9 protein-coding genes are annotated in these 14035 nt (G+C 30.9%); 3 read left to right on the top strand and 6 right to left on the bottom strand.

Going from position 1 to position 14035, the window contains the following annotated elements; all coding sequences use genetic code 11:
- Nucleotides 1-121 precede the first annotated feature (121 nt).
- The 3 genes from Q0776_RS11425 (at nucleotide 122) to Q0776_RS11415 (ending at nucleotide 5330) form a co-directional block, all read left to right on the top strand.
- Entirely contained in the window at nucleotides 122-1741 is a 1620-nt protein-coding gene (locus tag Q0776_RS11425; RefSeq protein ID WP_298368265.1) for a sodium/sugar symporter, read from the top strand.
- Nucleotides 1742-1961: 220 nt separating this feature from the next.
- Nucleotides 1962-4421 carry a trans-4-hydroxy-L-proline dehydratase gene (hypD, locus tag Q0776_RS11420; RefSeq protein ID WP_298368263.1) on the top strand — a complete coding sequence of 820 codons (2460 nt, stop codon included), beginning with the start codon at nucleotides 1962-1964 and terminating at the stop codon, nucleotides 4419-4421.
- Entirely contained in the window at nucleotides 4422-5330 is a 909-nt protein-coding gene (locus tag Q0776_RS11415) for a glycyl-radical enzyme activating protein (protein WP_298368261.1), read from the top strand. It begins immediately after the preceding gene.
- Between the two features lie 75 nt (nucleotides 5331-5405).
- On the opposite strand, the gene Q0776_RS11410 is transcribed toward Q0776_RS11415, so the two are convergent.
- The 6 genes from Q0776_RS11410 to Q0776_RS11385 form a co-directional block, all read right to left on the bottom strand.
- Complete coding sequence (locus Q0776_RS11410) at nucleotides 5406-5678, bottom strand: hypothetical protein (protein WP_298368259.1); 273 nt, start codon at nucleotides 5676-5678, stop codon at nucleotides 5406-5408.
- A gap of 82 nt (nucleotides 5679-5760) precedes the next feature.
- On the bottom strand, nucleotides 5761-6555 hold the full coding sequence (locus Q0776_RS11405) for a DNA/RNA non-specific endonuclease (protein ID WP_298368550.1): 795 nt from the start codon (nucleotides 6553-6555) through the stop codon (nucleotides 5761-5763).
- A complete protein-coding gene (locus Q0776_RS11400; RefSeq protein ID WP_298368257.1) occupies nucleotides 6548-6997 on the bottom strand; it encodes an acyl-CoA thioesterase in 450 nt (149 codons plus the stop codon). Before Q0776_RS11400 ends, Q0776_RS11405 begins: the two co-directional genes overlap by 8 nt.
- A 91-nt stretch (nucleotides 6998-7088) precedes the next feature.
- Nucleotides 7089-10508 (bottom strand): hypothetical protein, encoded by a 3420-nt coding sequence (locus Q0776_RS11395; protein ID WP_298368254.1) that lies wholly within the window; start codon nucleotides 10506-10508, stop codon nucleotides 7089-7091.
- An 11-nt stretch (nucleotides 10509-10519) separates the two neighbouring features.
- Nucleotides 10520-12628, bottom strand: coding sequence for a hypothetical protein (locus Q0776_RS11390; protein WP_298368251.1), 2109 nt, complete (start codon nucleotides 12626-12628; stop codon nucleotides 10520-10522).
- Nucleotides 12629-12939: 311 nt separating this feature from the next.
- Complete coding sequence (locus Q0776_RS11385; protein WP_298368248.1) at nucleotides 12940-14034, bottom strand: ABC transporter permease; 1095 nt, start codon at nucleotides 14032-14034, stop codon at nucleotides 12940-12942.
- Nucleotide 14035 lies beyond the last annotated feature (1 nt).

Below are 14035 nucleotides of genomic sequence, written 5' to 3'. Positions count from 1 at the left end.
CATAACACTTAGAAAATAAATCAATTGTTTCATTTTTAAGTGAAAAATTAATTGATATTTGTATTTAATAAGAGTTAGAATTTAATTTGAAATCAACAATAAACTAAACAAATATATTATTATGACAACAAGTTTTGGATTTTTAGATTACTTCATTTTTGTAGCTTATGCCATCCTTATTTTAGGTGTAGGTTTATGGGTTTCTAGAGACAAGAAAGGGCATGAAAAAAATGCTGAAGATTATTTTTTGGCAAGTAAATCATTACCTTGGTGGGCAATTGGAGCAAGTTTAATTGCTGCGAACATTTCTGCCGAACAATTTATTGGAATGTCAGGATCTGGTTTTGCACTAGGTTTGGCAATTGCATCTTACGAGTGGATGGCGGCAATAACATTAATAATTGTAGGTAAATACTTTTTACCAATATTTATTGAAAAAGGATTGTATACCATTCCAGAGTTTGTAGAAAAACGATTTTCAACAAATTTAAAAACCATATTAGCTGTATTTTGGATTGCATTATATGTGTTCGTTAATTTGGCATCAGTTCTTTATTTAGGATCTTTAGCATTAGAAACGATAATGGGTGTTCCTATGATGTATGGAGTAATTGGTTTAGCATTATTTGCTGCTGCTTATTCTTTATATGGTGGATTATCTGCCGTTGCTTGGACAGATGTTATTCAAGTAGTGTTTCTAGTTTTAGGAGGTTTAGTAACAACATATTTAGCATTAAATACTGTATCTGACGGAGAAGGTGTTGTAGCTGGTATGAAAATGGTTTATGAAGCAGCTCCTGATAGATTTGCAATGATACTTGATAAATCGAATCCTGAATTTAAAAATTTACCAGGAATAGGAGTTTTAGTTGGTGGTTTATGGGTTGCTAACTTATACTATTGGGGTTTCAACCAATATATTATTCAAAGAACTTTAGCGGCGAAATCGTTAAAAGAATCTCAAAAGGGTATTTTATTAGCTGCAGCTTTAAAACTAGTTATACCAGTAATTGTTGTGGTACCTGGAATCGCAGCATACGTAATGGTAAATGACCCTGAAATTATGGCTCGATTAGGAGATGCAGGTATGAAAAATTTACCATCTTTAGAACAAGCAGATAGAGCTTATCCTTGGTTGTTACAATTTTTACCAACCGGAATGAAAGGGATTGCTTTTGCAGCGCTTGCAGCGGCAATTGTATCATCATTGGCTTCTATGTTAAATTCAACTTCTACCATTTTTACAATGGATATTTATAAGCAATATATTAACAAAAATGCAAGTGATAAGGCAACAGTAAATATGGGTAGAATCTCTGCTGGAGTTGCTTTAGTTATAGCTTGTATTATGGCTCCTCTTTTAGGTGGTATTGATCAGGCGTTCCAATTTATTCAAGAGTATACAGGTATTGTATCTCCAGGTATCTTAGCAGTATTTATGTTAGGTTTATTCTGGAAAAAAACAACAAACAAAGCAGCAATTATTGGTGCTTTAGCTTCTATTCCAATTGCTGTTGCGTTTAAAGCAACAACAATGCCTTGGATGGATCAAATGGGATTAACAGCTGTGTTAACAATGGTTGTAATTATAATCGCTAGTTTAGTTCAACATAAAGGAAAAGATGATGAAAAAGGAATTGAAATAACTAAAGAGTTATTTAAAACAAGCCCATTATTTAATATTGGTGCTTTTGCAATAATGTTGGTATTAGTTGCATTATATGCAATGTTCTGGAATTAGTAAATAAAGAATATTTAATATTAAAAAAGAGAGTTGATGAAAATCAACTCTCTTTTTTTGTATATTTATGTAATGATTTCCAATAAGAACATATCTTTTCTTACCAAAACATACAGACAGTTGTTTGAGTGTTTAATGTTCTTTTCTATTTCATAATTAAACGCAGATTTATTGCCTTTTTAATCTTTCAGAAGTAATTCTGGAAAAATCTATTTTAATTATGAAAAAACCTACTTTTAAAGTTATAAAATCACCAGAACGCCCTTCAGAAGCAGAAGGGAATTTTTACAAACCACTTGGAAATAAAATGGGTCCAGGTATGAATGAAAGAGTTCAAAAACTTCGAAAATTAAGTTTCGAAACAGAACCTTCATTATCTATTGAAAGAGCTTTAATTCAAACAGAATTTTACAAAAAGAACTTCGGAAAATATTCCATTCCAGTAATGCGTGGATTGAATTTTTTAGAAATATGTAAGCAAAAAACTATTTATTTTGGTGAAGGCGAATTAATTGTTGGAGAACGAGGTCCAAGTCCTAAATCTGTTCCAACATTTCCTGAACTAACTTGCCATAGTGTTGAAGATTTTCACGTGCTAAACACACGAGAAATGCAACGTTATACCATTTCACAAGAAAATATTGATATTTATGAGCAAGAAGTAATTCCTTATTGGGAAGGAAAAACCATTAGAGAACGAATTTTTAAACACGTTCCAAATGAATGGAGTAGAGCCTATGAAGCTGGTTTGTTTACAGAGTTTATGGAGCAACGTGCTCCTGGCCATACAGCGTTAGATGGAAAAGTTTATAAACTTGGAATGCTTGATTTTAAAAAGCAAATTCAAGAGCATTTAGATAGTTTAGATTTTTTAAATGATGCTGAAGCTACTGATAAAAAAGAGCAGTTAGAAGGAATGAAAATTTCTTGTGACGCTGCCATTGTTTTTGCTGAACGTCACGCAGAAAAAGCCGAAATATTGGCAAAAACTGAAACCAACTTAAAACGAAAAGAAGAATTATTAAAAATTGCTGAAGTTTGCCGTTGGGTTCCAGCCAATGCACCTCGAAATTTTTGGGAAGCCATACAAATGTATTGGTTTGTTCATTTAGGAACTATTACCGAATTAAATGGTTGGGATGCTATGAATCCTGGTCATTTCGACCAACATTTAGCTCCTTTTTACGAAAAAGAACGAGCAGAAGGAACGCTAACCAGAGAAGAAGCAAAAGAGTTGTTAAGTTGTTTTTGGATTAAAGTTAACAATCATCCTGCACCACCAAAAGTTGGAATTACAGCTAAAGAAAGTGGAACTTACAACGATTTTACAAACATAAATATTGGAGGTGTAAAGCCCGATGGTTCCGATGGTGTAAGCGAAGTTTCTTATATAATGTTAGAAATTATTGAGGAATTGCACTTGTTACAACCTGGAAATTCGGTGCACGTAAGTACAAGAACTCCAGATAGGTTTTTAAAAGAAGCGTGCAAAGTTATTCGTCAAGGTCACGGTTATCCTTCGGTTTTCAATCCAGATATTTATATTCCAGAAATGCTAAATCAAGGAAAATCTTTGGTTGATGCTCGTGAAGGTGGTTGTAGTGGTTGTATTGAAGTTGGTGCTTTTGGAAAAGAAGCTTACATTTTAACAGGTTATTTAAACGTTCCTAAAATTATTGAAATCACTTTAAATAATGGAATCAATCCGCTAACAGGCAAGCAAGCAAGTATTGAAACTGGAGATCCAAGAGATTTTAGCAGTTATGATGAATTGTATGAAGCCTTCAAAAAACAACTAAATTATATTGTAAATCAAAAGATTTTAGTTAGTAATTATATAGACAGAATGTTTGCTAAATATAGTCCTGCAACATTTTTATCGGTGGTTATTGAAGATTGTATTTCGAAAGGAAAAGATTATTACAACGGAGGACCACGTTACAATACCAATTATATTCAATGTACTGGTTTGGGTACTGTAGCTGATAGTTTATCAACTCTAAAAAAACACATTTTTGAAGATAAAACATTTTCAATGGATAAAGTTTTAACTGCTGTTGCTAATAATTTTGAAGGTGAAGAAATTTTGCGTCAAACAATAATTAACAATACACCTTTCTATGGAAATGATGATGCTTATGCAGATTCAATTGCGTTGGAAGTTTATAATGATTTGTTAGATGCCATTGATGGAAAACCAAATACAAAAGGTGAAACATTTCATTTAAATATGTTGTCAACTACGTGTCACGTGTATTTTGGAAAAGTTATGGGAGCAACTCCAAACGGGCGTTTGGCTCACAAATCAATTTCCGATGGAACTTCACCATCTCACGGTGCGGACACTAATGGACCATCGGCAGTTATAAAGTCTTTAACAAAATTAGATCAAACCAAATCTGGAGGAACTTTATTGAATCAACGTTTTTTACCAAGCTTGTTAAAGCGAGATGAAGATATTATGAAATTAGGACATTTGATAAGAACCTATTTTGCTCTGGGAGGACACCATATTCAGTTTAATATTGTAGACACTGCAACCTTGTATGCTGCGCAAGAAAACCCTGAAGACTATAAAGATTTATTGGTGAGAATGGCTGGTTACAGCGATTATTTTAACGATATGAATGCTGATTTACAACAAGAAGTGATTGATAGAACTGAAAATGAATCTTTTTAAATGAAAACAGGTTTAATTTTCGATATTAAAAAATATGCCATAAACGATGGTCCAGGAATTCGTCTCACGGTGTTTTTCAAAGGTTGTAATCTATCGTGTCAATGGTGTCATAATCCTGAAAGTATTTCGTTGAAAGTTCAAAAAATGTACACTGCTTCAAAATGTATTGGAGCATCAAAATGTTTAGATAATTGCCCAAATGAAGCTTTAAAAATGACTTCAGAGGGGATTGTTACAGATTATAACGTTTGTAATTTATGTGGTATCTGTGCCGAAGTTTGCCCAACAAAAGCATTTAAAATGTTAGGAAACAATATGCCAATTTCAGAATTAATGAAGCAAATTGATAATGAAGCAATCTTTTTTGATCAGTCGGGTGGAGGTGTTACATTTTCAGGGGGAGAACCTTTATTGCATTCGGCATATTTATTAGAAGCATTAAAAGAATGTGGTAAAAGAATGTACCATAGAGTAGTGGATACTTCAGCATTTTCTAATGAAAAAACTATTTTAGAAGTTGCAGATAACTGTGAAATGTTCTTAATAGATTTAAAATTGATGGATTCTGAAAAGCATAAACTTTATACAGGAGTTTCTAACGAAAAAATTCATTCAAATATTAAAGCTTTAGCACAAACAAACTGTGATTTAGTTTTTAGAATTCCACTGATAAAAAATGTAAATGATACTAATGAGAATATTATTTCAACTGCAGAATTTATTAGTTCATTAAAGTTAAATAGTACTGAAGTTAATTTGCTGCCTTATCATAAAGTAGCTGAAAACAAAATGATGAAATTGGGTATTCCAGAAGAATTTATTCAATTTGAAAAGCCTAACAGTGAAAGAATAAAATTAATAATTTCTATTTTTAAAAATTATGGAATTTTAGCAAAAGTAGGAGGTTAATATATAACTTAAATAGCCTTCATTTGAAGGCTATTTTGTTTAAGAATATATCTTTTTATTTGATATTTTATTATTTTAATTATAGGTCCTTCTTCCTGGTCTTTTTCTAATTGTAATGCTATTCGATTTTTTTATTCCTCCAGGTCTTTTTCTAAAATCTATGTTGTAAGATTTTGATTTATGAATTCCTCCAGGTCTTTTTCTTTTAGAAGTAGCATCAATTACTTCAGCTTGGTTTATTTTTGTATCTGAAGAAGCTTTGTAATAATCATAACCCTTTTTAGATGATTGAGAGAATGCAATTGTTGAAATAAAAAGTGCTGCGAATAATAATAATTTGGTTTTCATAATAGTTGTTTTAATAGTTAAAAAATATGTTTGTTTACTATTATATCAACTACACTTAAATTTTGTTACCCTAAAATTTAAACTATCTGAAATTCCAGTTAGAATAACTTGTAGATTTTTCTAATTTATTTTCTAAAGAATCTTCCATTTCAGAAAAAAAATCAATTCCAGTTTTTTCTTCAATATTGTCAATTGAAGTAACAAATTTATATAATGCTTTATTAGTTTCTTTATGCGGTATTATAAACGCAATTGCCTTAATTTCAGGTTCGTGATAATCTAAAATTATTTTATAAAAATAATTTGGAACAGCAACTTTTTCGGAGCCTATAGTTTTTAAATCAGATGTTAAGATTCCTCCGGTTACAACATATAATTTTTTATATTTATTAGCCCAATATCGTGTTTTTTGTTCTAACCTGTTCCAAATTCCAGAATTGAAGTCGTGTTTTTGGGGCGAAATATTACTGGTTAAAAATGTTTCATCATGTGCCGATTTTGAGAATTTTCGATCTCCTGCTGGACATAAGTGGCCTTTGTCGTAACCTGAATTTGAATAATTTTTATAATGTGCACTTTTTGATGATACTTTTCTGTCTTTTATAAAATAAGGACGATCAAAGTTTGAATTGGATAAATGACCTTTACTTAAATCATACGCAACCCATTCAGCTTGTTCAAATTTTTCAGCATAACTTAGTGAATAATAATTATGATGAATTATTTGACCTGTGGTTGTAGTTGGTAAAAAATTAGATGTACCAGTATTTACTTTTTCAGTTGAAAAATTTAAATCCTCTACAGAATAATTATCCCAAACGTAAAATAATACAGCAAAAAATATTGTTAATGCAACATAGATGTTTTTTCTATTTATCACTTTTTAAAGGTATTTCTTTAAAATTTTCTGTTTTTGGTAATGCTTTAAAAATTTCTACAAATTCTAATGGGGGAGAGGTTAATTTTCTTTTCATTAAATCAATCCAAGCACCATACACTTTAATTTCAGCTGATAAAATTCCGTCCTTATTAAATATTTGATGGTTAAATCTCCAACGTTCTATTCCCTTTGAAACTCCTTCTAGTTCCATTTTTACTGTAATATTTTCACCTATATGAATTTCTTTTAAAAACGATGTTTCTTCTTTAAAAAGAATGGGTCCTATATTAAGTTTTGCAAATTCGTTTATAGAGAGTCCATGTTCTTGAAAATATCGAACTCTTACTTCAGCAGCATAATCATTATATGCTGTGTGTCTCATATGTCTGTTTGGGTCAAAATCGGACCACTTTGTATTAAATGTAACTTCGAATTTCATATTGTATTTTTAAAGCAGCAAATTTACATGAAATTCAATAAAAAAACCTCCTTACTAAGGAGGTCTTTTAAATATTAATAATTAATGGTTTTTAGTATTTTGATGGATTATAAATTTGACTATCTATAATTGGTCCTTGTTTTTCTATTGTTGGGTAAATTATACAAGGTTCACAACGTTCGCCACCACAAATTGGTGTAAACGTAATTTTATAATTTCCGTAGGTGTTAAAACTGTAATTAAATAGTTTTCCATTTCCTGAAATTATAATTCCATTAGGGCCTTCAATTTCCCATTTGTATTCCACATCACAGTCTTCTGGGTTGCAAACATAGTTAGGAGCTGTAAATGTATAGTTTAAAGATGGATTTAATACAAAATCACTTCCACATTCAATATTTTTCTCAAAGTTTGTTTCAAAATTTATTTTTTGTTTTGGGTCTTTCGGAATTTTTTTAATGTAACCTTTTATGGAAACATTTTTTGATAACCATTCACCACAATCACAATCCTCTACACAACATTCAATTATAAATGGATCACTTCTGTCAAAACATAATTTTTCGGAATCTTCAACAATTAAAGACCAAGTTCTTGGAGGGTCACAAGGAAATCCATTAGGAATTGTATATGTAAATGAACCTGTATTTGGAATTCCAGTTGCTAAAACTGAATATATTCCTCCGTTTGTAACATCAAATAACGAAATAGTAACTTGTCCTGTTGGTGTTGTGCCAGACCAGTTTAAATTAACGGTGTCTCCAATGCAAAACTTTTGGCCTTGTCCTAGGTCCTTAATATCTATGTTACAAGGTTCAGGTTCAGTTTGTTGATCGCTTGAAAAACATATAATTTTTTCACAAACATTACAGTTTACATCTTTTACTTTTACTTTTAGGCAGAAATAAAATTCCACATCACAACAATCTAAGTTTAAAACCTCTGGATATAAAATATTAAGATTAACAGATGAATTTATAATTGAAGGGTTTCCTAATAACCAAGACAAACTACTTGTGCCATTATCACCTGCATTTAAAATTAAATTGTTAAGGTTTGTTGTAGAGGTTGTTAATATTCCAAAAATACCTAAATCTTCTGGTTTACACGCTCTTTCAGAATATTCAATATGATAATCTACCATTGAAATTTCTACTTCTTGCAAAGGCACACTTCCTCCGTTAATACTAACATTAAACGAGCCATTATTTTCTTGAATAGTTGCATCAAAACCTTCAATATCACAACATTCGGTACCTGTAACACAAGCTGCAGGAGCCTCAGGGCTTCCGTAATTAGCGCTTAATTCAACACCTGAAGTAATCATTTCTGCGGTAGCCGAAACACTTTCGTTACAACAATTTCCTCCACCTGATTTTACTACAGGAATAGTTATAGTAAAATCATTTCCTGGGAATATTTCTGTTGTAGGATTTATATTTATGGTTAAACTACCAGAAGTTGTAAAAGGTATTGGTGTTGCAATAGCATCTTCTATGTTTATTTGTCCGTTCACAGAAACACAATCTGGTAGCATGTCAGCAATAACAATATTGTTTAAAGGCACACTACCACTGTTTATAACCTTAATAATATAATTGAAACTACCTCCATTTTCTACAATTTCTTGATCGGCATATTTATTAACTTCAAGCACTCCTATTTGATCTACAGTATAAGAAGCACTACTTTGTTGGGTATCGGTATATGCTGTGTTTACTTTATTGCCATACATTTGAGTTAGTATTTCGGCATCAAATTCTATTACTAAATAGTTTGCTCTATTAAAATTACATATACCTGGCATTCCTGTAATTGCAAAACTTGGATCTTGCAAGTCTGAGGTATCTGGAATTACTGAAAAAGTAATAGGTTGTTGATTAGAAAAACTATTACCACATAACCAATTATTTGTTGAATAAGAATTGTCTTCATAATAAGTAGTTGAAATAGATGATGTGACAATTTGTAAATTTTGATTAGGTAAGCCTAAATTATCAGTAATATTAGTGTTTAAGTTTCCTGAACCTGCATTTCCTATAACAAATTTAAAATGCACTAAATCACCAATATTATAAATATTTCCAACTGGCTGATTAGTTACGCATTTTCTAAATATTTCCTTTGGAAATGGAGCAACTACCTCAAAATTACAAATAGCAGTGTCATTTAAAATTGATTGATCAATTACTGGACAGTTTACACCATTGCATTGAGTTCCGCTTCCACCGCTATTATTAGAAACACTTCCTGCATTATAATTAATTTGTGCATTGTTTGTAATAATAGTACCAGTTGTAACACTACTGTTAACATCAAAGTATATAAAAATATCTTTATAATCACCAGGATTTAATATATATGGACTTGTGGCAGGTGTAAATAAATAAGTTTGCCCTGTTATGGCTGGTGTGTTTACCCACATAGAAGGATCAATTCCAGTATATCCATTACTCCAATATGTATCAGAGATTCCCGTTATTGTAATATCAGTAGGTATTACATCAGTAATTGAATTAATTTGCCATGGAACATTGCCATCATTGTAAATGCTAATTCTGTAGTATCCACTACATCCTGCGGTTATTTGATAATTTGGAACAATATTCATACCACTAGAAGAATAAACAGATTTAGTGAAAGCTAATGATGCATTTGGACTTTGTAATGGTGGCGAAACGGCAGTAGCAGTTCCTATCATGGTTTCACAACCATCACCCAAATTAAAATTGTAGTCAATATTATTGGTAATTTGTGTACCAGTATTTTGGCAATTTTGCAGAGTTACATATTTAAAAGGAAACCAATTATTAGCATTAACGTTAATTACTCCGTTTGAAACAACCGGTAAGGTTGTGTTTTCCGTCAATGTTCCTTGAATTTTATAGTTTCCATATCCGGATGGATTTGGGTTATTATTAATTACTTTAATTCGCCATTTAGAGGTTCCACAAACCAAATCACCTATAACAAATTCTTTTGTTACAGTCCAATAATTAGCCGCTCTGGCAATAACACTTACTGAAGTAGTACAAGTAGTTATTACACCTGCGCAATCTAAAGTTACGGTTACATCAAATGTACCTACTGCACCGTTACAAGTTATGTGATTTGGAAATTTATAATACACATTAAAGTTATAACCCTCATTGCCCTTTAAGGGTCCTGGGTCGCCATTTGTAGTTGGGGTATCATCATTTTGATAGGTTCCACCTCCCATATTTATAAAAGGAATTGCAACTGAATTTTGAAATTGTAAGTTTGATGAATTTGTAATGCTTACAGTTTTTACACAAGAAGCATCATAATTACCAGATAGCGTAATGTTTAATTCAATATTATCTCCAGTTAAAACTTCAGTTGGAACAGAAACTTCTACATTTTCACCACTTAAATTGCATATACTTGTATTAGGTGTATTATTTACTGTAATTTGAGAATAGCCTATTGTTGTTGCAAATAAAAATACTAGCAACATATATGTTTTGAATGTATATATTTTATTTTTCATGATAGTAATTTTTATTGGTTATTAAAGTTAAAACAGTGAGTAAATACACACGATTTACAATTGCTTTCTTCATAAAATATTTTAACTTTTATGCATACTGTGTAATTTATTTCACAACAACTTGGATCGAGACCAGAAATTGGACCAGGTAAACCTATTGTTAAGTTTACAGGAATTGTACCGTTTAATGCTGAATTACTTATGTATTTTACATTTTTAGTAGCATTATTGTTAGAATTGGTGCTTCCAGAAGCAGTTTCATTTACTAATTGCAAACTAGTAGAGCCATTTATTGAGGTTCCAGGCATTAATATCATTCCTGATTCTTCAACATTACCAACACCTTTTGAGCAAGCTGAAGGGTTTGCAGAATAACTATAAGATTGAATTTGAAATTCTATTCCATAAATTGGAACATTTACATTAATATCTCCATCAAAATTAAATTGATTTCCAGTTGTGCCATTTAATGCAATATTGAAATTATCAAATGATACTTCAATTTCTTCACATTCGTCACAAATACATTCTGGTAATTCATCAAAATTAGCACTAACACCTGGCTGGCATAAAACAGGACTTGGATCTAAATCGTCACCTTGTAAACCAAAACCAATTGCGGTTACACTTGCAGCAACTGTAACTTCAAAACAGTAACTTACTGTTGTGCTGGTTGTACCAATTTGTGTTAAAAGTGTTGGGTTTGGACTTACCATTGTGTAAGTTAAAGAAGCGTAAGATTGATCAAATACGGATAAACCAGAACCTGGATTTATAAAAGTTAAATCTCCTGAAGTACTTGAATAGGTAGAGTCAAAACAAATTTTAAACTTTCTATTTTCCCCTTCATAACCCAAACACTCTATTTCTTCATTAGAAATGGCAAAATCTATTTCGCAATTGCTAAATGTAAAATATTTAATATCAGAAGAATTACCCGTTGTTGTTTCGATAACTTTCCATCGGTATTGCCCATTTTCTAAGTTTTTTTCTTTAAAAATACGTTCAGAAGCTATGGAAATATTGGAAGTTTTTTCAATAAAAATACGTTGCGATTTTTGATTGTCTCCAATTTTTGTAACCTCAAGAATAAATTGTGGGTTTGGAATTTTAGAGCCAACAACGTTCCAAGTAAATTTTTTAATTTCCTCAGCATTTTTAAAAACACTGTTGTTTTTTGGTAAAACACTAATTATTTTTTGTTGTTGATTTTTTTTATCTGCTTTTTCTTTTGCAAGATTTGTTAGAATAATTGAGCCACTATTTTTAGAAGATGTTGTATTACTTCTACTTGCGTTATGGTCTTGTGCTTTGGAAGATGTATTATTAGGTTTTTTTCCAAAACTATAGCTTAAACCAAATCCATAATTTAATAATTGAACGCTAGAGTTAATTGTTGAAGTTTCATAAGTTATTTGAGTGTCTAAAAGTTTACGAGCTTCATCTTGGCTAATTACTCCATCTCTGTCCAAGTCAAATTTTTGGACATCTGTTTTGGTTTCTTCAAACGATAAGTCTTCTGAAAAGGAAGACAAATAATTTGCGGCAATATAGAACGTTAAATTTGGATTTAATTTGTATCCAAGTTTAATTCCAGCATTATAAAATCCCATACTTGTGTTTTCTTTATGTGATATATTATAAACAGGAATTGATGATGGAGTATCAGCATCTTCAATAATTAAGTCACTTTCTAATGTATTAGATTTGATAGTCATAGATCCAACTCTACCTGTAATAATTGTTTCAAAATCACCTAAGTTAGTTTTGAAACTAGGCCCAATTCCATAATAGGAAGTTTTCCATTTCTCTGATTTTAGAGCAAGAGGAACTCCAGTTTTTTCAGTAAATTTTAACAAGTTACCCTCGGTTGGATTTGAAAAGCTTCCAATTGAAATTCCAGCACCTATTTTAGAAAAATAATAGTTGGATGATAATTCGATAAAGCTTCCATCACCGGCAAAAGAATTATCGCTAAACGACGAAGAAGGTGACGACATACCTGCCGCAACTATGACTTCAACCAAGCTCATGTTACTTGTTTTTAAATCATTTGGTTTTTTTTGAGAATAGCCAATAGCTACAACTGCAAAAAAAAGAAGGATACTTAATTTTTTCATAATTTATTTTGATTTTAAATTAATAATTGCATTAAATGGTTAATGCTCATATTACCATATCAAAAAAATCAAAGAATTGTTACCTTTCGTAATCAGCGATATTTATTTTATGGGATGTAATAATGATTTAATCTATTTTTAGTGATTTTTTAGGGTATAAATAATGTATTTGATTTTTTTTAGTTTTTACAAAGTACAAAATAATTTTTAATTAGTTGAAATTTAACTCGTAGAGTGTAAGAATGGATATATTCAATAATAAAGACTGATAAAGGAATAATTTAATTGAAAGATTTGGTAAAATTGATAATTTAATTTTTAACATCTAAAGCGTCTCTAAGAGCATTACCTATTAGCATAAAAGCCATAACTAAACTCATAATTGCTAAGCCTGGAATAATAGCCAAATAGGCTTTACCTAAAATAATATAACTGTAGTGATCTTTAATCATTGCACCCCAAGATGGAGTGGGAGGTTGAGCTCCAATACCCAAAAAACTTAATCCGCTTTCAATTAAAATTGCACCGGCAAAATTTGCTGCTGAAATTACAATAACGGGTGCCATTATGTTTGGTAGTATATGATTAAAAACTATTCTGAAATTAGAAAATCCTAATGCTTTTGCAGCCTCAACATATTGCATTTGTTTGGCACTCATAATTTGTCCTCTAACAACACGAGCAACCTCTACCCACATAGTTAGGCCAACAGCAATAAAAACTTGCCAAAAACCTTTTCCAAGCGCTAGTGTAATTGCAATAACCAGCAATAAGGTTGGAATTGACCAAGTTATATTTATGAGCCACATTATAAACGCATCTACCTTTCCACCAAAATAACCTGCTGTTGCTCCAATGGAAATTCCTATTATTAGAGAAATAAATACTGCAATAAACCCAATAAAAAAAGAAATCCTTGTTCCAATTAACATTCTACTAAGTAAATCTCGGCCATATTTATCTGTTCCTAAGTAAAACTTTTTTAGGGATATATAATTGGAAATACTTTTGTTCTTAAAAATTGATATTGGATATGATTTTGAAATAGTTTCCAGGCCATTTTCGGTATAAGAATCTATTATTAAATCGTTTTTTGAAACAGTGTAATTAGAGATTGGAATTTCTGTTTTTTGCAGTGTTTTTCCGTAAATAAGTTTATTGAAGAAAGACTGGTTTTCTTCATTTTTAGTAGGTAATGTTAGCATTAAAACCTCAAACCCTGGTTTTTTAGAATGAATTTCTAAATGCATTTGGTTTGCATTTCTACTATTGTCAGGTGCCAATAAATAGGCGAAAATGGCTACCATTCCACACATAATAATAAACCAAAAACTAAACACTCCAGTAGTGTTTTTTTTAAACTTCTGGAGTGCTAATTTTGTAAGAGAATTGGTTGTGTTTTTCAAT

This window comes from uncultured Lutibacter sp. (assembly GCF_947495725.1).
In the GTDB taxonomy this organism is placed as follows: domain Bacteria; phylum Bacteroidota; class Bacteroidia; order Flavobacteriales; family Flavobacteriaceae; genus Lutibacter.
This window is presented reverse-complemented; position numbering and strand designations above follow the sequence as displayed.